Raw genomic sequence first — 22,454 nt, 5'->3', positions numbered from 1 at the left:
GAAAGATTTTCTAGAAAAGAAAGGACTGATGTTTTTGTTTCTTTTCTGGAAATCTTGAAAACGATTTAAGTAACATGGCAGCTATTCTTTTTTAGAAAAGGTTTTAATAATTTTGCATGATGTATACGGACATTATTTAATATCATCAAAATATGTTTATTAGGATTTCCAAGTAAAAAATATTGTAAGAAGTTCTTAAAACAGATTATATTTCAATACGAGGCCTCCGTGCAATGCAATCTGCCATTTTGTATGTTAACAACACCAAAAATGTAAATAATAATGGCCTGGCATGACGGGCCATCTTATGAATCTGTTTTTGCTTTCCTAGAAGAAACCAAGAAGCATATAGTGCTTGATAATCAAATATCTCTTTCTTCTTCATAGAAAAGAATCATATAGTCGAAAAAAATTTTGTCCAATCTAGTTTTGTAGGAACTTTTTCTGTATAAAGGGGGCCTCTTTCATTAAACGATAAGTATGCCTAGTATAATTAAATTTTAGCGTCGTAGCATATCACATATCTCACTTCGAGACATAGAAAGATAATAAGTTTTTTGAATATAGTTTGAATAACTTGATTATCCCTATATGTCTCAGATCCGATGCCTTCTTAGGAAGCCGTGTTAGAAATAAAACCTATGACGATCCTTATCTGCTGATACAGAAGAAAGTATAATCACGCTCCGGGGAATCAAACCTTTATAATAATTCATTAAAATTAAAAATATGTCCATAAGCAAAAAGAACTATCTAAATATTCCTAAAATTACAGAAATAGATGTATCATAATGTAATTATTTAACTAAATGAACAGTTACATACTTCAGAATTTAAGAACATTCCATCACTTCATCAAACACTTTTCACAAGTCGACTATATATCGAATCAATTTCTAATAATTGATTATGTTTTCCATATTCAACTATCGCTCCTTTTTCAAAAACATATATAATGTCTGCATCTTGGATAGTAGAGAGTCTATGGGCAACAATAATTGTTGTTTTATTAATTCTAAATGCATCAATGTTCCTCATTACTTTTGATTCAGTTGCAATATCTAGAGCTGAAGTTGCTTCATCTAAAATAAGGATATCTGGGTTTCTAACTAAAGCTCTTGCTAAAGCAAGGCGTTGTCTTTGTCCCCCTGAAATTGTAAATCCTCTTTCACCTAAAATTGTATTATAATTATCAGGCAAATTGTTAATGTCATCTTCCAAGCAAACTAGTTTACAAATTTCCTTTAATTTATCATCAGAAACTAAAACACCTAGAGTTATGTTGTTTCTTACAGTATCTGCGAATATGTAGGGTTCTTGAAATACTATACCGATATGTTTAAACCATTCATCACTGTAAAAATTAGTTAGTGACCTATTATTCACCTTTATGGATCCCTGTTTAGGAACATCAAATTTTAATAACAAGTTTAGTAATGTAGTCTTTCCAGATCCACTACGACCTACAAAGGCTATCTTTTTCCCAGATGGCAAATCTAATGATAATTTATTTAATGTATAATTATCATTATTTTCATATTTATAATAAAGATTAGAAATTTTTAAATCTAAAGGTGATTTAATTGTAAAGTTTGTGTTCTTTTTAATAATATTTCTATTATATTCTTGTTTAATATTCTCAACAGAAGATGTACGCCTGATTGCCTTTATAACTAAATCATATGTGTATTTTATAGAGTCGGTTAACTGTAAAGCGAGTTGATAAATTACTACTAATGATCCGATTGACATTGCTCCAAGGTAAACATTATATCCGCCTATCCCCAAAACAACTATGCTTGTTCCCCATTTTAATAATTCACTTCCAATTATTTGCTTACTTCGAATTTCTTCCTCTTTTAAGGTATAAGAATGGTAACGATTAAATAGTTTTCTAAGTACCTGTTGTTCCCATTCAATTCGGTTAAAAATTAGAATTTCTTTAGTCGACGATATACATTCTTCTAAACGTACTAATATCTTAGATTGCTTTTTATTAATTATTTTTGCTATCTTCCTCAACTTATCAACATAATATTTACTTAATATATAAAATATAATATTGAGTAATATTGTTGAACTAATAACATATATGCTATTAGTTCCTATGACAATGGATAGTATTAATATTGTAAATATTTGTTGTATTATTCTAGGAATATCCCAACCAGCTAAGCCAGCAGTATTTTCTATATCAACAGAAAAATGGTGAACGTATTCTCCTTTACGTTTTTTTTGAAATGTTACTGTTGGTAACGTATAAAGATGATTTAATGACCTTCTTGATAAATTCAACAAATAGGAAGCGATGTTTTTATATAACATATAAGAACATATAGTGAAAAATAGTGAATAACCAATGTAAGCAATAGCAATTAATACTACCACATATGTAATTTTTTCATATTGTCCTTTTATAAAAACATCATCTATAAGCTTTTTTTGTAATACAGTTGAAGATATATAAGTCAAAGTTTCTAGTAATAGCAGTGAAATAGTGAATATATATGTAAATTTATTTTTAATCACTATTCTCCAAATCCAAAATAAAGTACTCATTTAAACCTCCGAATAGTGATTTTGTTGCTGCTTTATTATTTTGGTGAAAGTGCCCTGTTTACGTACAAGCTCATCAAAATTTCCGCATTCGACTATTTTCCCTTCGTCTAAGACAATAATCTTATCGAATTTTTTAATAGAAGAAATGCGATGCGCAATAGTTATAACAGTCTTTCCAATCCATAAATTCTCTAGAGAAGAATATATGTCAGTTTCAGTTGTACTATCTAAAGAAGCAGTAGCTTCATCCATTAGCATTATTTTAGGTTCTTTTACTAACATTCTAGCTAAAGAAATGCGCTGTTTTTGCCCTCCTGATAACTTTATTCCTCTTTCTCCAATAAGTGTGTTATATCCATACGGTAATTTACTAATAAATTCATGAGCTTCTACTTTTTTAGAGGCCTCAATTATTTGTTCTTCTGTAATTGAGGAATTACCAAATCGAATGTTCTCAAATACAGATGAACCAAATAAATATGTTTCTTGGGGGACGTATCCAATAAATTCTCTTAAGCTTGATACTGAGAATTCATTTATGGGTTTACCATCAATATTGATTAATCCAGAATCAGGGTCATAAGCCCTTAAAAGAAGTTTAAAAATGGTGGTTTTTCCAATCCCACTTTTACCAACTATAGCTATGCGATCTCCTTTTTTAATGCTTAAATTAAAGTCACATAGTACCGGTTGATCTGAAATATAGCTAAAATTCACATTTTTAAATTCTATTTTATTAAACGATTTAAGGCCATTTTCAATAGCTTGGTCATCTTCTTTAAATCTTGTTTTCTCATGACAAAATTCAAACAAATTTTTGGCTTGATACATCAATACTTTCTGTTCAGTAATGAATGTTATTACTGAAGTGATTTTATGCATAGCATTAAAATAGTATAAGAAAAAAGCTACAAAAGCGCCTAAAGATATTGAATTATTTTTAATTAGATAAAATCCAGTTAAAATTAAAACAATCCCCCCCGCATAATAGGATACCCTTCTAATAGAGCCCCTTAAAAAGGCATAAAAATATGTTAGAACCATTGACTTATTGAATTTTTGTTGTTCTGATAAAATTACTTCCATACTCCAATTAGGAGAGCCATTAACTTTCATTTCAGTAATTGAATCTATGCTTTCATTTATTTTTTGATTTAGTTTAATCCGAGTATCAGACATATTTTTCCCACTTAAAGATGCTTTTTTTTCAATATGAGGTCCAAATAAGTAATAGATTAATAATGTAGGAACCGTAATTAAAGTAAGTTCGATACTAATCGTTAGCAAAATGATAAATGAAAGCACTGAAAATATTAACTCTTGAATAAATAAAGGTAATAACCAGTTGTATAACTGTTGAACATTTCTTACCTCCGTACTCAATAAAGATAAAATTTTTCCAGAAGAATTTTTTTCATAGTACTGAATGTCTAACCTCCTCAAGTGTCGTACTACATGTAACTGTAAATCTCGAGAACAATATTCTTGTAGCTTCCTTTGGCTAATATTTTTTTTAGGTATAGCTATTAAAATCACCAATAATATCAAGATAATCAATGTCATCAATAATAAATAAAATTTTGATATATCTTCTTCTGTTAATAAATTATCTATGGAATACTGAATTACTTTTGGTACCAAGAGGTTAGTAACAGATATTAACAATCCACATAAAATTAAAATAAATAACTCTAATTTATATGGTGTTAAAAAAGAAAGTAACCATTTATATGTCCGAAATGAATCAGAGAATAAAAAAGTTCCTTTTTTTTTAAATTTCATTATGTAATCCTTCCCCACAAGATTTCTTAAATAATTTATATTTTCTAATATAAATGATTTAAATTACATCGCAGTAACTAATCAATTTTCTGCAAAATGTTAAAAACAAATCTAAGAACTATCAAATGTCAAATATAACATTGAAAAACGTTATGTATAGGAGTTACAATTTATTCAAAAATTTAAATATTGAATCTGTTGCTTCTTTTTCTAGTAAATATACCTTCTGAAGTCTATTTGTTAGGTTTTTTTGAGTATCTTTTTTTAAGTCTGTAAAATATAATTTCAATATGTGATTTGCTACAATTTTAAATTCTTGAGCTATATCTTCGTATGTTTCAATAATGTTCTCTAGTACAGAATAATTATTTAAAAACCCTTTTAAATAATTTGCATAGTTATTTCTAGAACTGCCGAATACATACAGATTCCGATAAGCTATTGAAATATTCTTTTTGTTTATTAATACCTCGTTGGAAACGTATTCTTTGAAATCCAAGAAATGATTAAGGCCTATCGCATAACTTTTTTCTTCATGTTTAAGAATATTAATACCAGGGAGCATTTCCCCGATATTTATCATTGCGTTAATCTTTAAAATATTTTTAATATCTAATGAATTAGATAAATCGATATTCCCAAGGTTAAATGTATACATTTCAAATTTATTCAACATTTTTTGATTAATTAAGGAAATAATTGCATTAGATATTGTTTCTTTATTTATTTTCCCCTTATATTTATAAAAGTGGTCACATATGAAATAGTAATCATCTTTAATCCCTACCACCTCTATGTAATGTAAACTATGTCTTTCTTTGTAATATATATTGTATGGTAATTCATAAACATCTAAACAAATTATAAATGAAGTTGCCTCTTTAATAATATCTACACATTGTCGATGAAGGGCATCGAAATTATCAAAATGAAATCTATACATATCTATGTTTGCAACCCTTTTTAAATGATCCTCTAATGACTCATAATAGGGTGTTAATCTAATGATGTCATTATTCTTTAAAGTAGCTATACCAGCTTGATTCCATATAAATTCGATTTTTTCAGGGATTTGTCGAGATAAAATAGCATTGGCACTTAATCCGAAGCAATTATGATTTTTATTATAAATAATATTTTTTTTTGAACTCATTTATCCTTCCCCTCCTAACGTAATAGCGAATATGTGTATAAATGGATTTTCTTCCAGTGTCAAGGAGTCTAATAAAAACTCCTTACTGAATTGAATTCTCTCTACCCATAAAGAAATAGTAGTATCTAACTTCCCGTTTGGAGTATATACATAATCAGATGTTACAAACTTTTCATTCCTCTTATAAGGAATTTCTTCCATTAAATCTGTAATGTGTATTTTCTCGCTAAAAATCAAATTTTCCTCACTGTAAAAATGAATATTATTAGAGAAGTTCCCATTATTACAAGCTCCTAAAATATAAACATCAGTAAAGTTATTTCTTTCAAAAGAGACCTTTAATTCATCGTCTATTGAAATATTATCTAATATACTATCCAGTTCTATTTTAAAAGGAATATTATTGAAATACATATTTTCTTGAAAGTACTCTTTTGGAAATGACAAATTTGCAAATATATCCAGAGATCCCTTTGATGCCTCATCTAAAGTAGTAATGCCTGTACTATTAAAATACTCTTTCAAATTTAGTTGATAAAACATTTTCTTTTCTCCTTAATTTACGCATGTTTTTAAAAAATTGTTTTTAACAATAAAACAGGTTAATTTAAAGAAATTTATCCAACACTTCAAATAATAAAAAGGTAGTTTATTGATAATAAACTGTAATTTAATCCAATACAAGTAAAATGATTATTTTATCTTCATACATTAATTAGATAGATAAATACCGGCACATTTAGGTAAGCAGAACTACCAACCGCCTTCACAACATATACAGCACCCGTACTAATTTATGAATTCAAAGGAACTAGGCAGTAAGACATTTGAAAAACCTCATCGAACAAGACAATAAACATGCAAAAGCATTTTATCATATCCACAGAATTTCAAAATATTCGCTACTTCGAAAAACATTGAAACCTTTCATTCTATAAATAAGTAACCTTCGCCTTTTCGCCTACAATGTACCTCAATTGCTAGCAATCGTATAATTATACTGCTTTTTATCTGTTAAGAAATAATGCAACTGAGTCCGTTCCTAGTATATCCCTCACACCCGTTTATTTCTCTGCTAGTTTCTTCGTTTTGTAGAGAGACTTCACCAATTTCTATCTATCTAAAAGAAAACAGTAGTGAAGTATCCAGAGCCACAAGGTAAGAACAGCAATATCTTCTTTTTCACGACCGAAACGCTCCTTTTGGTTGCATGAGCAGGTTTTAATTAACTCCATCGTACCTGACCAGTGACACACTGTCAAAATGATTTATAGACGATAACGCGCAATGTCCTGATTCAATCGCATGCTTAGTTCATTGTGTCTTTCTGCTTTCGCCACATTGGAGATAGCTGTCACTTGTTCGTCTGTGGATGCAGTGATCTCTTCGATAGCTGCGGCATTTTCTTGAGAAATATGTGCTGCGGCGAGCATGGCTTTAGTAATGAAGTCGTTTTGCTCCATCAATGTATTCAGCTCTTTTGCCATAGCGTTTGTTTCAACGATGGTTTGTGAAATCAATGTAGAGATAGCATTGATCTCATTTTCTGTTGCATGCACCGCTTCATCTAACTCGGCAAAACGAGCCATTGTGCTCGACATGATACCGGCTGTTGCAGCCATTTCTTCTTTAATGCCTTGGATCATTTGCTGAATTTGAACAGCTGGCAGCTTCGGTTTTATATGTTTTGAAGTAAACACTTGTTAAAAGGAGTTAGTCATATGGCTGTTTTTATTCTATTCATTGTATTTGGCTTTCCTATTATCTCTGTGCTGATTGGCATTTTTGGCACACTCCTTTTGAAGAATGTTTGGATGCCTACTTTGATTGTGCTGTTAGCGAGCATGATCTTCATGTTCACCTCTATTGGCGGGAATAAATCCTTTCTCATTTGGGTTATTGTCTATACCGTCTTTACATTCTTTGCTGGATGGATTACAAAGCGACTCAGCGTGTAGACAAACCCTCGCATTCGGTGTCAGGTCTGCGCTCCGGTGCTCACGAATGTCAAATTCGCTCCGCTCCGGTACTCGTCCTTCCTAGACTTCAAAGGTTTTCTATCACGCTGAAAAAAAGAAGACAAAGGGCTAAAATAAAAATCATTTTAGCCCTTTGTCAACAATTTGAAAGAACAGCATCGCTGTTCTTTTTTTAGATCAAATATCCGCACACCATAGTTCAATTTCAATTTTCAGCTCCGGCCATCCTAAAGCTGATACATAAGCAACCGTCATTGATGGGTAAGCTGTTTTGAAGATCGTATCCCACTGAGGATATAGATGGTCCCAGTCGATTTCTTCTGTTGCCCATATATTGACCTTGATCACATGTTCTTCATTTAATCCTTCTGAATCAAGGATTTTTTTGATGTTTTCAAACGTATTCGTTACTTGGTCTTTTAAGCTTGATGGGATTTGCCCATCTATATCTGTCCCTACCTGACCCGATGTAACAAATAATCCCGCGCCCTTTGGCACCCTTGTGATATGACTGTAGTGACCAACAGGTTTCGGCATACTTTCTGGGTTTTTTCTCGTGATTTTTTCCATGTTATGTCCCTCACTCACGTTTATTTTTCTGCTAGTTTCTTCGTTTTGTAGACAGACTTCACCAATTTCTATCTATCCTAAAAGAAAACAGCAGTTGAGTATCCATAGCCACAAGGTAACAACATCAATATCTTCTTTTTCATGACCGGAACACTCCTTTTGTTTGCGTGAGCAAGGTTTTGATTAACTTCACCGTACCTGACAAGTGATACATCGTCAAAATGATTTATAGACGATAACGCGCAATGTCCTGATTCAATCGCATGCTTAGTTCATTGAGCCTTTCTGCTGCTTTAGCCACATTAGAGATGGCTGTCACTTGTTCGTCTGTGGATGCAGTGATTTCTTCGATCGCCGCAGCATTTTCTTGAGAAACATGTGCTGCGCCGTGCATGGCTTTTGTGATGAGGTCGTTTTGCTCCAGCAATGTATTCAGCTCTTTTGCCATCGCGTTTGTTTCAACGATGGTTTGTGAAATCAATGTAGAGATGGCATTGAATTCATGTTCTGTTGCATGCACCGCTTCATCCAGCTCGGCAAAACGATCCATTGTGTTAGACATGATACCAGCTGTTGTTGTCGTTTCTTCTTTAATGCCTTGGATCATTTGCTGAATTTGAACGGCTGATTGTTTTGTCTGCTCAGCTAAATTCCGCACTTCACTCGCCACAACTGAGAAGCCTTTGCCATGCTCTCCTGCACGTGCTGCCTCAATACTTGCATTCAGCGCCAGTAAATTCGTCTCATTTGAAATGCTTTCAATCGTATCTGTGATTTGAGAGATATCCTGTACTTTTGTACTTAACTGCTCGATTCCTGCTCTAATGCCTTGAGACGCCTGAATCGATTGTTCATTCGATTGTTTTAATTGCTGTACGATTTGCTGGCCCTGCTGTGATGATTGACTTGATTGGTCGGAAATCCGTTTAATTTGATCACTCTGTTCTTTGACATTCTCAATAGATTGATTAAACTGGGTCATTTGTTGATTGGCGACTTCAAGATCAGATGCTTGATGAAGCGTTCCAGTCGAAATGTCTCCGATGGCTCGTCCAATTTCTTCACTGCTGGCTGAGGTTTCTTCAGATATCGCCGATAAATCTGTCGCTGATTCAACAAGCTGACTGCTCGTTTCCTGTAAACCGCTCACCAGTGTTCTGAGCTCTCCTGACATATGGTTAAAGCCTTTTGCCAGCTGGCCGATTTCATCCGTTGTTTCCTTTAAGTTCGTGCGTTCAATATTCCCCGCTGCAATTTCCTTTGAAGCAGCAGTGACTTGCTTCAGCAGTCTGACTTTTCCTCGAGCAGCTAAATAAAAGACGCCTAGACTCAGAAGGGCGACACCTGCTGTAATGAGAATAATATAGAGCTTCATCTGCTCTAATTCTTTATAAAATTCGTCCTGGAAGACAGCGATACCTACACTCCAATTCCACGGTGTAAACTGGCTCATATAGGCGAGCTTTTCTTTTTCTTCGCCGGTTGCATCGTCCTTATCCATATAGGTCACATAGTGTGCATCCTCGCCTTTTGCATTGGCACCAGCGACCATTTTTTGACGATTGGTCGTGTTATCTGGAATGACGCCGATGTCGTTGACCGGATGGACCTGGGTTGAATAGTCAGTGCCATATGCGATCAGATAGCCTTTATTTTTATAGATAAAATCTGATTTTTGAGATTGGTATCCCTTCCCGTTGTCATTTTTGGGTCCGCTCAAGTAAAGCCGGGCTTGTTCTTGCGCCTGCTCAAGCGTCAGTTCTTTTTTCTCCACACGGTCATTCAACTGTTCAAGTGTGGCCATTGCTCCGCTGACGATGTGCTTTAAATCTGCTTTCCCTGCATCAATTAATACATGTTTCGCTAACAAATATCCCGTTGTTCCAACTAGTCCGCCCGTTAAAATCGTGATCACGATAATGGCAGACATTAATTGAAAAAAGACACTTCTTGACGCAAACGCTTTCTTTTTCATGTACAAATTCCCCCTTACTTTATATATCGTCAAGCAGGGAAAAGTATTAAAAAAGTCATAGAAAAAATCCCTTTCGCACGTTGGAAAGGGATTTTCTGATTAATGAGCTGCTTCTTTAAGAATGGCTTGATAAAGATCGTCTGCTGGCGAGAGTCCACATACCTCTTCCAGCACACTTTCAATGCCTTTTTCTTTTCGTAATGCCTGAAGACGAACAGCTTCTTCGTCTTCAGTAAAGTCGTAAGCCAAAGCTGCCACAATGCCTTTAATTAAATACTGTGGCTGTCTGATTTTTTTCGCTGGACCGATTAAACGGTCATTTGCTCCAAGCTTTCTAAGCGGGGAACGTGCGACGCGCGTGACTTCATCAGAGATAAAGGCATTTTCAAATCGTTTGATGATTTTTTGGATATACGCATCATGTTCTTCTTTTTGAAAACCATATGTGTCGATTAAATAACTGCCCGTTTCGTGAAGTGCACCTTCGACCACTTGACGAATCTCTTGTGTATCGACAGCTTCTTTAATCGTTTGCACGCCTTTCTCGTACCCGACATAAGCAGCTAGTGCATGTCCTGTGTTGACAGTAAAGAGCTTACGCTCAATATAAGGCGTCAAATCTTGTACAAAGGTCGCACCATCGATCTGAGGAACGTCTCCAATAAAGCCTGTCTCATCAATGACCCACTCGAAAAATGGCTCGACTGATACTTTCAAAATGTCCTCATGGTGCTGAATGGGGACAATGCGGTCAACCGCAGCGTTTGGAAAACCAACTGTGTGTGACAGCGCTTCTTGTTCATCAGCTGTTAAATGAGAGAAAACGGCTTTCTTTAAATGAGAGCTGCCACCAATCATATTTTCACATGCCACAATGTTGATGATATGATCAGGTTTTTTCTGTTTTAAACCTTCAGCAATCGATGAAGCAATGATGTTCAAAACAGCTGGTCCAACAGCTGTTGTAATGAGATCAGCTGTTGCAACTGCCTCTGTTAATGCGGCTTGATCTTTTGCGGAATTGATGGCTGACACAGGACCAACCACTTCTTGCTGCTGCCCTGGTGCTGCGAGTTCAACCGTGTATTCTCCTTTTTCATTCAGCTCGTTGATCACCGCTTCATTTACATCGGTAAAAACGAGCTCAAAGCCTGATGCTTTTAACAAAGATCCGATAAACCCTCTGCCAATATTTCCTGCTCCAAAATGAAGTGCCTTCATGTTAGTTCACCTCGTTAAAGATGGCAATCAGTTCATCCTGATCCTTTGCATGAATGATACGCTCTACATTTTCTTCCTCTGAACAGACAATCGCAATTTGAGAAAGAATATCGAGATGTTCATTGTTTTTACCAGCGATACCAAAAACAACTTTAGCAATATTCCCCTCGCCATATTCAACGCCATCTGGAATTTGGATAATGGAAATTCCTGAATGAAGGACAGCCGCTTTCGCATCCTCTGTTCCATGAGGAATGGCAATTCCGTTGCCCATAAATGTAGAAGAAATGTTTTCTCTTTCAAACATTTTGTCCACATAATCACTTGTGACATAACCGTTTGCCACTAAGACTTCGCCTGCTTTTTTAATGGCTTCTTCTTTAGAGCCCGCTTGTTCGTTTAGAAAAATATTGTTTTTTGAAAGTACTTGTTTCATGAAAGATCACACACCTTTTTTAGAATAGAAAATCAGAAAACAACCAAAACGGGGAGTTCAATTAGGAAAAATTGGACTCAACCCGTTTCGTCATGTTATTTTTTCAATTTCTCAATCAGCTCATCGTATTTCGGGCTGTTTAAGAAATTATCAACTGAGATATGGACAGCTCCTGGCAGTTTTGCCTTGGCTCTATCTGTTAAATCTTTATGAGTAAAGACCACATCGGCATCATCTGGGATGTTGCTGATGGATGTATTTGTCACATCAATATCAAGCTCTGCCTTTTTGACTTTATTCTTTAAGACGGATGCGCCCATCGCACTTGAGCCCATTCCTGCATCACAGGCAAAAATTATTTTGTTCACGTTATCTGGATTGATTTCATCTGGAGATGCTGCTTGCTCGCTTGCTTCAGCACCTTCTTTTTGTGCTGTAAGAGCAGCTGCTGCTGCACTTTTCTTGCCTTTCATGTCTTGCATTTTTTCTGTTGCTGCTGTTAAGTCTTCATCCACTTCTTTAGACGCTTTTAAAATGACAGAAGCGACAAGGAACGATACGACCGCTGCCACGACAACACCTGCTAGAACGGCAAGGTGACCGCCTTTTGGTGACATGAGCATAAGAGCGATAATACTTCCTGGTGACGGCACAGCCTTTAAGCCTGCATTTAACAGTGTAAAGGTCAGAACGCCGCTTGCTCCCCCAGCAATAACCGCTAAAATGAGCTTTGGCTTCATTAAGATGTATGGGAAGTAAATCTCATGAATTCCCCCTAAGAATTGAATGACAATCGCACCCGGTGCAGACTGCTTTGCCGTCCCTCTTCCAAAGAACATGTAAGCTAGAAGAACACCGAGACCTGGCCCTGGGTTTGTTTCAAGCAAGAACAGAACGGACTGGCCTGTCTTCGCCGCTTGCTCTACTCCTAATGGACCTAAAATCCCTTGGTTAATGGCATTGTTTAAGAACAATACTTTCGCTGGTTCAATGAAGATACTTGCCAGCGGAAGTAAATGTGCATTGACAATGATATCTACACCTGCCGCAAGGGCTTTATTCAAACCTAGTACCACTGGACCGATGGCGTAGAAAGCAATGGCGACTAAAATGGCACCTAGAATACCTGCACTAAAGTTATTAATCAGCATTTCAAAGCCTGATCTAATTCGGTCTTTAAACAGCTGGTCGATTTTCTTAATGAGATAACCGCCAAGCGGCCCCATGATCATTGCGCCTAGAAACATTGGGATATCCGAACCGACAATAACCCCAATCGTAGCGGTTGCACCGAGTACCCCGCCTCGATGGTCATATACGAGCTTCCCGCCTGTGTAACCGATTAAGAGCGGCAGCAAGTAGTTGATCATTGGTCCAACAAGTGTATTTAATTGTTCATTTGGAAAATAACCACTTGGAATGAACAATGCGGTGATGAGTCCCCAAGCGATAAACGCTCCAATATTCGGCATGATCATACCGCTTAAATAGCTTCCAAAGCGCTGTACTTTTACGCGAAATCCGCTTTTTTCCTGCATTTATGAAAACTCCTTTCTTCTCTCCCTTTATCTAGGGCTTTATAGGTCAAAAGATATAAGAACAAGATTCAGTGAAGCCCTTATGCCTATCGTAAAACGCTTTCACTTTCTCTTCAATTGAAACTAAATGTCACTTTGTCACATAGTGTGTGACAAAATTGAAAAATGATGTGACATCACCTTCAGATCCCAATACAAAAGGGGAGAAAAGGTTGATCTGCCGTTGTTTTGAAGCAAAATTCATGGGAATTTCACAACTTTCAAATGGTCTCTTCTTGTTTCCTCTTCTTAAATCGAATAGGCTTATAATTGATCAAACCTATTCAATTAAGAAATGTCTGCGCAGACATGACACAGAAAAAGTGAACCATCTTGCTGTTTGTTTCGTTTACCTTTTAGAGAGGGCGGTACAATAGGAAGAGCGGTTTTTTCTGTGACTCACAGTTTACTGCCGCTTTCTTTCTGATACATGAGACATTTTCATAGGTAGAAAGGCGGTTATTCACCTTGTTTAAAAATAGTAAGTGGCTTCTGCTTCTTATGGTCATGTTCGCTTTTTTCATTCCAAAGGAAGCATTTGCTCACGCATACGTCGTGAGCTCAAATCCGGCTGCAAATGAAGAGCTGGATCAGCAGCCTCCTTCAGTCTCGATCACATTTAGTGAAGGGATTGAAAGCGGATTTCATGCCATTAAGGTGCTAAATGCAAAAGGTGATCGTGTGGATAAAGGAGATACGGTCATTAAAGATCAAAAGATCATGGAAGCGGCTTTAAAAAAGAATTTACCAAAAGGTATTTACACCATCCAGTGGAATGCGGTATCAGCGGACGGACACTCTGTCTCTGGCATGATTCCGTTTAGTATTGGAAAAGCGGATGGCGGTTTTGACCAATTAGAGCAAGGTCAAACGAATGAATCCATTGATGTGGCCTCAACTATTGATAAAGCCTTTCTTTATACGTCATTCAGCTTATTCCTTGGGACCATTTTGTTTGGACTGCTTTGGTTTAAGACTGCGATTTCACCTGTATTGGCGAAACGAATGAAGCGGCTTTTGACCGTGTCATTGATGATGATGGGCGGAGCACTTGTGTTCCAGCTGCCGATTCAGACAAAATCAGCGGCAGATGTGTCCTTTTGGGGGGCATTTCAGCCTTCGCTTTTACAAGAAACGATTGCGTCCACTTCTGGCGGTAGTCTGTGGATGATGCTTATGGCGTCATTTGTTCTTCTCACCATCTGGACGATTGTGGCGGTGAGAAAAGGGGATTTCTCTTCTTTTCGGGTTTGGCTGTTTCCACTGCTTCTCTTCATAGTGCTTCTTTGGCTGAAGGCACAAATCGGACATCCAGCCGCAACAGACAATAAAATACTCACAACATCACTTGATTTCATCCATCTCGTCTCTGCTTCGATTTGGGTCGGTGGTTTAACAGCCATTGTCCTTCTATTGATGAAGAAACTGCCAAATGAAGATCAGCCGCTCTTTCGGAGTACGCTAAAAGCATTTCATCCTTGGGCACTGCTCTCTGTTGGACTCATTGTGTTTTCAGGATTTGTGAATGCCATCTTTATTTTGCAATCGTTTGACGCTCTTTTCCAATCAGCATACGGACGCACCTTTTTAATCAAGCTTGGTTTATTTATCATCATGGGCCTTCTTGGGCTTATGCATTACTTAATGCTGAGATGGGAAAAGAAGCAGAAACGCAGCATTTCCTTACGAGCCGAATGGATGATCGGGATCGCCATTTTGTTATTAACAGCTGTCTTTACCAATATTCCGAGCCCTCCTCCGCCTGCACCTGAGCCCTTCTTTGGTGCAAATCAGGTCGAGCATCGTGATATTGTGTCCTTGAGCATTACCCCGAATGCCCCGGGGAAAAACTCATTCGAAGTGGCATTTACAAAGAAGAATGGCGAAACGATCACTGATATTCAATCTGTAACAGCCAAGATCCATAAGGTGGCTTTATTCGGTGATGAGACACCGAGTGAATTCCAGCTGAAACGATTAAAAAATGGTCATTTCTCTGCTGAAAATCTCTTATTAAATGAAAAAGGCACATGGAAAATTGAAATCCATGCGTTAACTGGTTCTTTCAAGAATATCGATACCACATTTATTAGAAGAAACTAAAAGGAGTTATCACATATGAAAAAATACGTTAAAGCTTTATTACCAATGCTTCTCGCTTCATTTTTATTGGCGATTCCTGTGAGTGCACACGTAACAGTCAAACCTGATACGTCTGCGACAAATGCTTGGGAGACCTATACATTAAAGGTTCCTTCTGAGAGTGACAGCCCGACGACAAAGGTTGTCTTGTCAATACCTAAAGGCGTAGAATTCCAGCAATATGAGCCAGTACCTGGCTGGAAAACGTCAACTGAAGAGAAAGATGGCAAGGTAACAAGAGTGACTTGGGAAGCAACAGGTAAAGGTGTGCTTGCTGGACAATTCCAGCAATTCGTTTTTGTAGCGAAAAACCCTGAAAAAGCTGGTGAAGCTGCATGGGATGCATATCAATATTATAAGGATGGAACGGTCGTTGAATGGACTGGCGATAAAGATGCTGATAAACCTCATTCCATCACAAACATTGTGGCATCTAATACTGTAACGGATTCACATGGCCAGGAAAAACCAAAAGAAGAGAAGGCCTCTGAAACAGCCCCTGCTTCTTCCTCACCACTTGTCCTTGGTCTGTCCATTGCTGCTCTAGTCGTGGCACTGATTGCACTTGGACTTGCTTTTAGAAAGAAATAAAAGCTGTATTGAGCGATCGTTTTCTCGGAAACGATCGCTTTTTCTTGCACCACAGACTGTTTTTTTTTATTAGAAATCAATTATTTTCCATTTTCCCAACTTGTTATTACCAATATAGGATTGAATAGGATAAAGCCGCGTGACATAATGAGACAGATGACCACATAGGAGGCTATGAGATGAACCATGTAATCATATTTGCTCATCCCCAGCAAAGCTTAAATCAAACTTTATTAGATCTTGTTGTGAGCACTCTATTGAACAATGGTCATAAAGTGACTGTTCGTGATGTCTATGCCCTTGGTTTTTCGCCAGAGCTCACCCTTGCAGAAAAGGCTGCCATCAAATGCGGTGATGTCCCAATCGCTATTCAAAGAGAGCAGACGCTGATTCAGCAAGCGGATGTGCTGACGTTTATTTTTCCAATATGGTGGACAGGCTTGCCGGCCATGCTAAAAGGATATGTAGAGCGCGTGTTTTCTGAAGGTTTTGCTTATCAGATCAGTGAGGATGGAGAGATTGAAAATCTGCTTCGACACAAAAAAGGTGTCATTATCAACACGCATGATGCACCGAGGACTTTTCTTGATTCCAATAAAGTCTTCAGCTCCTCTCATCACATGACAACCGATACTGAAGTCTTCAATTTTATTGGCGTTCAGCCTGTCGAACGGCTTTTGTTCAGCAGCATGGAGCAGGCATCTGCAGATTACATACATGAAATTTTGAAAGAAACGAAAGAAACGGTGGATCAGCTTTTTCCGCCGGCTGTTTAACATAAAAAAGACTGCCGAGATTCCTCTGACAGTCTTTTTCACGTTTATTCGTCTAAACCAATGGATACATATTTTGTTTCTAAATAAGGTTCGATCCCTTCGATGCCGCCTTCTCGGCCAATTCCGCTCTCTTTCATACCGCCAAAAGGTGCTTGAACAGCCGATGGACCGCCATCATTCCAGCCAATAATCCCATAATCGAGATGTTCTGAAATGTAGAGTCCGTTCCGATAATTTTCTGTAAAGAAATAAGCTGCAAGGCCAAAAGGTGTATCGTTGGCTAATTCAATTGCCTCGTCTAACGTTTTGAATGTCGTAATTGGTGCCACTGGACCAAATGTCTCTTCATGCATGATGTTCATCGAAGGATCCACATGTGTAAGAACCGTTGGCTGGACAAAATAATATGATTTGTCATCGTCGAAATGCGTATCACCGCCGACAAGAACTTTCGCCCCTTTATCCACTGCATCTTGAATTTGACCGACAATTTTATCAAAGCCGCGCTTGTTGATAATTGGTCCAATAGATGTGCCTTCTTCAAAGCCATTGCCCACTTTCAGCTTTTCTACTTCTTTGCTGAAGCTTTGCGCAAATGCTTCATGAATGTCTTCATGCACAATTAAGCGGTTGGCACAGACACAGGTTTGTCCTGCATTCCGGAACTTAGATGCCACTGCCTGTTTGACAGCTAGTTCAAGATTCGCATCCTTGTCTACGATGAGCGGAGCATGACCGCCAAGCTCCATTGATACGTGTTTGACTGTGCTGGCACTGTTTTTGATCAAATGCTTTCCGACGGGCGTTGAGCCTGTAAACGTGATTTTTCGAATCAATGGACTATCTGTGAAGATTTCACCCACTTCTTTGCCATCTCCCACAACCCATTGCAGTGCATCCTCTGGAATGCCGGCTTCATGACCTAATTTTACTAGTTCAATGGCTGTCAGCGGTGTGTCTTCAGCAGGTTTTACAATAAACGTACAGCCTGCTGCAAGCGCAGGAGCTGCCTTTCTCGTAATCATCGCCGCAGGGAAATTCCACGGAGTAATGGCAGCAACAGGACCAACTGGCTGTTTTGTGACGAAAAGACGTTTGTTCGTCGTATGTGACGGGATGGTTCTGCCGTAGATTCGCTTTGCTTCTTCTGCGTACCATTCAATATAACCAGCCGCATAGACGATTTCTCCTAATGCTTCTTGATACGGCTTTCCGTTTTCTTCTGTGATGATTTTCGCAAGCCTTTCTTTATGCTCAATCATCAGATCAAACCACTTGCGAATGATATTGGCACGTTCATGCGCTGACGTTTTTGCCCATGATTTGAATGCTTTGTGTGAACGGGAAATTGCGTCTTCGATCTGTTCTTTTGTATGCTGAGCAACTGAAGCAATTTCTTCTCCTGTTGCAGGATTATACACTTTGAGTTCGTTTGTCATGCTCTACCGTCTCCTTCGTTCTTGGATTCATTACATATAGTATATACCCAATGAGTACCCAACCTAAAAGCAATATCCATTCAGCTGGCCACGATAAGGAAGCCGGCATTCCTGGAAAGTAAAATGAAAGGAAAAGAAGACTCAGTCCGATGGCTAAAACACCTGTCGTCCGCCAATATTTAATACTGTATGGACGCTCCAGCTCAGGTTCTGTTTTGCGAAGTCTCATAAAGGCAATGGACACGATTAAGTACCCGACGATGATTCCGACACCGCCTGCATTGACAATCCATACGAGGGCAGGACGCCCTAATAATGGAGCGAAAAAAGCTAAAGCTCCAAGAAATAAAATGGCATTTGTCGGTGTTTTATACTTTGGATGAATATACGCAAACCATTTGGAAATCATACCTCTTTCCGCCATAGCATATAGAATACGGCTTGCACCGATAATAAAAGCATTCCAGCTCGTCACAATTCCTGCTACACCGCCAATGACCAGCACTGTTCCAAACGCTTGATGACCGAGAAGCTGTACCATCGCATCTGCGGTCGCTAATGAGGAAGCTTCGAGCTGTCCTTTTGACATTCCAGCAGCTACCCCAAAGACAATAAGCAGATAAAAAACGACTGCGCTCACGATGGAGATAATCAAGATTCTCCCAATGATTTTTTTTGGTGCGTTAATCTCCGCCGCTACTTGCGGAATGACATCAAACCCAACGAATAAAAAGGGAATCATGACTAACACCGCCATAAGCCCCCCAACCCCGCCTTGAAACATCGGCTCAAGGTTTGCAAAATCTCCATTAAATGTTGCGCCGCCTAAAAGGAGAAAACCTGTCAGAATAATCGCCACTGTGAACACGGACTGAAAAATGGCAGCAGGCTTCGCTCCAATGTAATTCAGCGCTGTTAAAAACAATGCCCCGCCAGATCCAATCAATACCCATGTGAAATAAACGTCCCATCCTCCTATATTCCATAAGAAGCCAGCATGCTGTGTTGGAATCACATAATCAATGACGGTCGGCAAGGCGACAGCTTCAAACGTAATCACAGACACATAACCAAATAATACGCCCCATGCTGAGACGAACGCTGCTTTCATCCCAAATGCCCGCTGGACAAAAACGAGCCCTCCGCCTGTCTCTGGAATCGCAGACGAAAGCTCAGCATACGTAAGTCCGATAAAGATGACGAGAAACCCGCCTATAATGAAAGCAATCACACTGCCTAAAAATCCAGCTGTTAAAATCCAATCTCCCGAAAGTACAACCCAGCCCCAGCCAAGCATTGCACCAATGGACAAAAACAGCACGTCAGACTGCGACATCGTTTTTGCCATTTGTTGTTTTTGCATACAACCATCCCCCTTTGTTGTTTAGCGTGCTTTGAAGGCGTCCTCGATAATCCCTAGTCCTTCGTGAAGCAGCTCATCTGTGATGACAAGTGGTGTTAAGAAGCGAATGATATTCCCATTAATCCCTGCCGTTAAAAGAAGCAGCCCGTGCTCATTTGAATATGCTGCAATCGCTGCGGCTGTTTTCTTATCCGGTGTACGCGTTGTTTGATCTTCCACAATTTCAATTGCCGCCATTGCCCCTAACCGGCGGACTTCCCCAATGAATGGATACGCCTGTCTCCATTCATTTGCTTTGTCCTCAATGACTTGCCCAATATGTTCAGATCGTTGATTCAGTTGTTCTGTTTCAATGATATCAAGGACAGCCAGTGCAGCTACACAGCCTAACGGACTTCCTGCATATGTTCCCCCAAGCTCCCCTGGATCTGCCGCATCAAGCAGTTCTTTTCTGCCGACGACACCGCTTAGCGGCAGCCCCGCAGCAAGAGATTTTGATACGGTGATTAAGTCCGGCACCACATCAAAGTGCTCAATCGCAAAGTATTTCCCTGTTCTCGCAAAACCGGTTTGGATTTCATCTGCAACAAAGACAATCCCGTGCTGCTGACAGAATGAAGCGACATGCTGAACGAAACGCTTCGATGGCACAATGAATCCGCCCTCCCCTTGGACTGGTTCCATGACCACACAAGCAACGGTTTCTGGTGCAACGGCTGCGACGAAGAATTGATTAAATTGATCAATGATGTACTCGTCGTACGCTGCATCGCTTAATCCTTCAGGCTTTTGATAGTAATAAGGGTACGGTGCTTGGTACACCTCAGATGCGAATGGCCCGAAGCCAAATTTATATGGCTTGACCTTGCTCGTCATGCTCATTGTCATATTCGTTCTGCCGTGAAAACCTCTTGTAAACGACACAACAGCCTGTCTTTTCGTATATTTACGTGCAATTTTCACCGCATTTTCAACAGCTTCTGCACCTGAATTAAGAAAAATGGCTTTCTTATCATGGTCCCCTGGTGTGAGATGGCACAGCTTCTCTGCCAATTCGATATATGATTCGTACATCATCACGTTGAATCCTGGGTGAATCAGGCTATCTGCCTGTGCTTTGACCGCTTCCACGACCTTTGGATGTGAATGTCCTACGTTTAATGTGCCAATGGCGCCTGCAAAATCGATAAATCGTTTCCCATCAATATCGAACAGCTCGGCTCCTTTCCCCTTCGCTGCAAGATGACGGTTGCCATTACTCACGCCTCTTGCGACGTATTGGTCTCTTTTCCCCTGCCATTCTTCGGTTGAAAAACGGTTTGTTGTCGTTTGACTCATTGTCATCCATCCCCTTTATATCCTTTTTTATTATTCTGAATATTTTTTGGTATGATAGAAAGTACCAATATCATTTTTTTCATGGTACCAGAGAGGATGGAATGGTGAGATGCTGACAATTCAACTAGATCAAACAGGGCAAAACGGATATATTTATCATCAAATTTATATGAAAATCAAAGAAGAAATCTTAAATCGCAACCTGCAGCCGCATGATCAATTACCATCTAAACGAGAGTTAGCCGAAACATTAAACGTCAGCGTTAATTCAGTGAATGGCGCCTATCAGCAGCTGCTTGCTGAGGGATATTTATATTCGGTTGAACGCAAAGGTTTTTTCGTGGAATCACTAGAAACATTTCATGAATCTGGTCAGCTGAAACCCTCTTCTCTTCCTGTAGATTTAAAGGAAGAACCGATTGCACGAGACGACTGGTATTCCTTTTCACATATCTCCGTCGATACAGCGAACTTTCCATTTAAAAGCTGGCTGAAAAGTGAACAAAAGGCGATCCATCTCCACCAAGAAGCCTTCGGTGAGCTTCCGCATCCACAAGGTGTGTATGAACTGCGGGAAACGATTGCGCGGCTGATCGGACTTGCACGAGGAGTCAAATGCTATCCGGAACAGCTCATTTTAAGTGCAGGCACACAGTCACTGATCCATTCGTTATCAAGCATTCTTCCGGCCGATCAAATATATGGGTTAGAAAACCCTGGCTACCGCCGGCTCTTTCAAATGCTGAAAAACAATCATCACCAAATTGAAACGATTGGCATTGACCAAAAAGGTGTGCGGATGAGCGATATTCATAAGAAACAGCCAAATGTGTTGATCATTACCCCTTCACATCAATTTCCAACAGGGGTGATTATGCCGATTTCCCGGCGTATACAGCTGTTAAACTGGGCAGCCGATCAGCCAGACCGTTATATCATTGAGGATGATTATGACAGTGAATTTAAATATGGCACAGACAGCATTCCGGCGCTGCAAAGTCTTGACCGATATGACAAAGTCATTTATATGGGCACCTTTTCAAAATCATTGCTGCCCGGCTTGCGGCTAAGCTATATGGTGCTGCCTCAGCATTTATTGAGACGCTATAAGGAGGAACAGCATTTTTTCATTCAAACAGCTAATCTTTTTACACAATACACCCTTCTTCATTTTATAAAAGATGGGGCGTATCAACGGCATATTAAAAGAATGAATGGTTTATATGAGGAAAAACGGAAGCAGCTCATTGAAGAGCTCAATACGATTTTTGCTGACAATGTGCGGATTATTGGAGAAAATGCCGGGCTTCATTTTATCGCAGAGTTCCGCTCAAATCGAACGCAGCATGAGATTTTACAGCGAGCGAAAGAAAGAAAGCTGAAAATGTACGGAATGGATCGTTTTACCCTTGATGAGCAATTGCCGGGGCATCAGCCAGGCTTTGTTCCACTCGTCCTCGGCTTCTCACATATGAAGCAAGAGGATATTCAGCCGGCAGTAAAACGGCTGTATGACGCCATTTTCGGGAAATAAAACAGCCAGCTGCTCTTCA

Annotated in this window: 18 protein-coding genes; 5 read left to right on the top strand and 13 right to left on the bottom strand. The window is 38.8% G+C overall.

The features are described 5' to 3' along the window. Positions 1–855: 855 nt before the first annotated feature. The 5 genes from NSU11_RS02245 to NSU11_RS02225 all read right to left on the bottom strand — a co-directional run bounded on the left by NSU11_RS02245 (position 856) and on the right by NSU11_RS02225 (position 7,194). Positions 856–2,559, bottom strand: a complete 1,704-nt coding sequence (locus NSU11_RS02245; protein WP_073979308.1) for an ABC transporter ATP-binding protein — start codon at positions 2,557–2,559, stop codon at positions 856–858. Further along, the gene (locus tag NSU11_RS02240; protein WP_073979307.1) at positions 2,560–4,341 is read right to left on the bottom strand and encodes an ABC transporter ATP-binding protein; all 1,782 of its coding nucleotides are present in this window, start codon (positions 4,339–4,341) and stop codon (positions 2,560–2,562) included. 163 nt (positions 4,342–4,504) lie between these two features. Further along, positions 4,505–5,494 (bottom strand): hypothetical protein, encoded by a 990-nt coding sequence (locus tag NSU11_RS02235; RefSeq protein WP_341080484.1) that lies wholly within the window; start codon positions 5,492–5,494, stop codon positions 4,505–4,507. Beyond that, a complete protein-coding gene (locus NSU11_RS02230) occupies positions 5,495–6,037 on the bottom strand; it encodes a hypothetical protein (RefSeq protein WP_311165033.1) in 543 nt (180 codons plus the stop codon). A 725-nt stretch (positions 6,038–6,762) separates the two neighbouring features. Next, positions 6,763–7,194 carry a hypothetical protein gene (locus NSU11_RS02225; protein ID WP_241258004.1) on the bottom strand — a complete coding sequence of 144 codons (432 nt, stop codon included), beginning with the start codon at positions 7,192–7,194 and terminating at the stop codon, positions 6,763–6,765. A gap of 21 nt (positions 7,195–7,215) precedes the next feature. Here NSU11_RS02225 and NSU11_RS02220 point away from each other — a divergent pair, with 21 nt between their 5' ends. Then, positions 7,216–7,452, top strand: a complete 237-nt coding sequence (locus tag NSU11_RS02220) for a DUF2651 family protein (RefSeq protein ID WP_206534093.1) — start codon at positions 7,216–7,218, stop codon at positions 7,450–7,452. 198 nt (positions 7,453–7,650) lie between these two features. Here the strand turns inward: NSU11_RS02220 and NSU11_RS02215 are convergent, their stop codons facing one another. The 5 genes from NSU11_RS02215 to NSU11_RS02195 all read right to left on the bottom strand — a co-directional run bounded on the left by NSU11_RS02215 (position 7,651) and on the right by NSU11_RS02195 (position 13,213). Further along, positions 7,651–8,043, bottom strand: coding sequence for a RidA family protein (locus tag NSU11_RS02215; protein WP_206534094.1), 393 nt, complete (start codon positions 8,041–8,043; stop codon positions 7,651–7,653). 226 nt (positions 8,044–8,269) lie between these two features. Then, positions 8,270–10,018, bottom strand: a complete 1,749-nt coding sequence (locus tag NSU11_RS02210; protein WP_111927525.1) for a methyl-accepting chemotaxis protein — start codon at positions 10,016–10,018, stop codon at positions 8,270–8,272. Between the two features lie 99 nt (positions 10,019–10,117). Beyond that, complete coding sequence (locus NSU11_RS02205; RefSeq protein ID WP_216100069.1) at positions 10,118–11,239, bottom strand: mannitol-1-phosphate 5-dehydrogenase; 1,122 nt, start codon at positions 11,237–11,239, stop codon at positions 10,118–10,120. A 1-nt stretch (position 11,240) separates the two neighbouring features. After that, on the bottom strand, positions 11,241–11,675 hold the full coding sequence (locus tag NSU11_RS02200; RefSeq protein ID WP_044335503.1) for a PTS sugar transporter subunit IIA: 435 nt from the start codon (positions 11,673–11,675) through the stop codon (positions 11,241–11,243). A 95-nt stretch (positions 11,676–11,770) separates the two neighbouring features. Further along, positions 11,771–13,213 carry a PTS mannitol transporter subunit IICB gene (locus tag NSU11_RS02195; RefSeq protein WP_044335505.1) on the bottom strand — a complete coding sequence of 481 codons (1,443 nt, stop codon included), beginning with the start codon at positions 13,211–13,213 and terminating at the stop codon, positions 11,771–11,773. Between the two features lie 507 nt (positions 13,214–13,720). Here NSU11_RS02195 and NSU11_RS02190 point away from each other — a divergent pair. From NSU11_RS02190 to NSU11_RS02180, 3 genes are all read left to right on the top strand, one after another. Continuing rightward, positions 13,721–15,355 (top strand): copper resistance CopC/CopD family protein, encoded by a 1,635-nt coding sequence (locus tag NSU11_RS02190; protein WP_212048877.1) that lies wholly within the window; start codon positions 13,721–13,723, stop codon positions 15,353–15,355. 15 nt (positions 15,356–15,370) lie between these two features. Then, positions 15,371–15,985, top strand: coding sequence for a DUF1775 domain-containing protein (locus tag NSU11_RS02185; protein WP_133744768.1), 615 nt, complete (start codon positions 15,371–15,373; stop codon positions 15,983–15,985). A gap of 179 nt (positions 15,986–16,164) precedes the next feature. Further along, entirely contained in the window at positions 16,165–16,761 is a 597-nt protein-coding gene (locus tag NSU11_RS02180) for an NAD(P)H-dependent oxidoreductase (protein ID WP_103132452.1), read from the top strand. Positions 16,762–16,805: 44 nt separating this feature from the next. Here the strand turns inward: NSU11_RS02180 and NSU11_RS02175 are convergent, their stop codons facing one another. Genes NSU11_RS02175 through gabT form a run of 3 tightly spaced genes read right to left on the bottom strand, consistent with a single transcriptional unit; the run spans position 16,806 to position 20,901 of the window. After that, positions 16,806–18,200, bottom strand: a complete 1,395-nt coding sequence (locus tag NSU11_RS02175) for an NAD-dependent succinate-semialdehyde dehydrogenase (protein ID WP_024425539.1) — start codon at positions 18,198–18,200, stop codon at positions 16,806–16,808. After that, complete coding sequence (locus NSU11_RS02170; protein WP_342493776.1) at positions 18,175–19,563, bottom strand: APC family permease; 1,389 nt, start codon at positions 19,561–19,563, stop codon at positions 18,175–18,177. Before NSU11_RS02170 ends, NSU11_RS02175 begins: the two co-directional genes overlap by 26 nt. A gap of 21 nt (positions 19,564–19,584) precedes the next feature. Beyond that, positions 19,585–20,901, bottom strand: a complete 1,317-nt coding sequence (gene gabT, locus NSU11_RS02165; protein WP_171463961.1) for a 4-aminobutyrate--2-oxoglutarate transaminase — start codon at positions 20,899–20,901, stop codon at positions 19,585–19,587. A gap of 109 nt (positions 20,902–21,010) precedes the next feature. Between gabT and NSU11_RS02160 the strand changes: the two genes are divergently transcribed. Further along, positions 21,011–22,435 (top strand): PLP-dependent aminotransferase family protein, encoded by a 1,425-nt coding sequence (locus NSU11_RS02160; RefSeq protein ID WP_198457085.1) that lies wholly within the window; start codon positions 21,011–21,013, stop codon positions 22,433–22,435. Positions 22,436–22,454 lie beyond the last annotated feature (19 nt).

The organism is Bacillus sp. FSL R5-0712 (assembly GCF_038593285.1).
In the GTDB taxonomy this organism is placed as follows: Bacteria; Bacillota; Bacilli; order Bacillales; family Bacillaceae; genus Bacillus; species Bacillus safensis.
This window is presented reverse-complemented; position numbering and strand designations above follow the sequence as displayed.

Bases quoted from the DNA above. Each gene is read 5' to 3' on its own strand.
- NSU11_RS02170 (WP_342493776.1), bottom strand. From the start codon at position 19,563: ATGCAAAAACAACAAATGGCAAAAACGATGTCGCAGTCTGACGTGCTG.
- NSU11_RS02230 (WP_311165033.1), bottom strand. From the start codon at position 6,037: ATGTTTTATCAACTAAATTTGAAAGAGTATTTTAATAGTACAGGCATT.
- gabT (WP_171463961.1), bottom strand. From the start codon at position 20,901: ATGAGTCAAACGACAACAAACCGTTTTTCAACCGAAGAATGGCAGGGG.
- NSU11_RS02160 (WP_198457085.1), top strand. From the start codon at position 21,011: ATGCTGACAATTCAACTAGATCAAACAGGGCAAAACGGATATATTTAT.
- NSU11_RS02180 (WP_103132452.1), top strand. From the start codon at position 16,165: ATGAACCATGTAATCATATTTGCTCATCCCCAGCAAAGCTTAAATCAA.
- NSU11_RS02195 (WP_044335505.1), bottom strand. From the start codon at position 13,213: ATGCAGGAAAAAAGCGGATTTCGCGTAAAAGTACAGCGCTTTGGAAGC.
- NSU11_RS02245 (WP_073979308.1), bottom strand. From the start codon at position 2,559: ATGAGTACTTTATTTTGGATTTGGAGAATAGTGATTAAAAATAAATTT.
- NSU11_RS02210 (WP_111927525.1), bottom strand. From the start codon at position 10,018: ATGAAAAAGAAAGCGTTTGCGTCAAGAAGTGTCTTTTTTCAATTAATG.
- NSU11_RS02175 (WP_024425539.1), bottom strand. From the start codon at position 18,200: ATGACAAACGAACTCAAAGTGTATAATCCTGCAACAGGAGAAGAAATT.
- NSU11_RS02185 (WP_133744768.1), top strand. From the start codon at position 15,371: ATGAAAAAATACGTTAAAGCTTTATTACCAATGCTTCTCGCTTCATTT.
- NSU11_RS02235 (WP_341080484.1), bottom strand. From the start codon at position 5,494: ATGAGTTCAAAAAAAAATATTATTTATAATAAAAATCATAATTGCTTC.
- NSU11_RS02200 (WP_044335503.1), bottom strand. From the start codon at position 11,675: ATGAAACAAGTACTTTCAAAAAACAATATTTTTCTAAACGAACAAGCG.
- NSU11_RS02205 (WP_216100069.1), bottom strand. From the start codon at position 11,239: ATGAAGGCACTTCATTTTGGAGCAGGAAATATTGGCAGAGGGTTTATC.
- NSU11_RS02220 (WP_206534093.1), top strand. From the start codon at position 7,216: ATGGCTGTTTTTATTCTATTCATTGTATTTGGCTTTCCTATTATCTCT.
- NSU11_RS02240 (WP_073979307.1), bottom strand. From the start codon at position 4,341: ATGAAATTTAAAAAAAAAGGAACTTTTTTATTCTCTGATTCATTTCGG.
- NSU11_RS02215 (WP_206534094.1), bottom strand. From the start codon at position 8,043: ATGGAAAAAATCACGAGAAAAAACCCAGAAAGTATGCCGAAACCTGTT.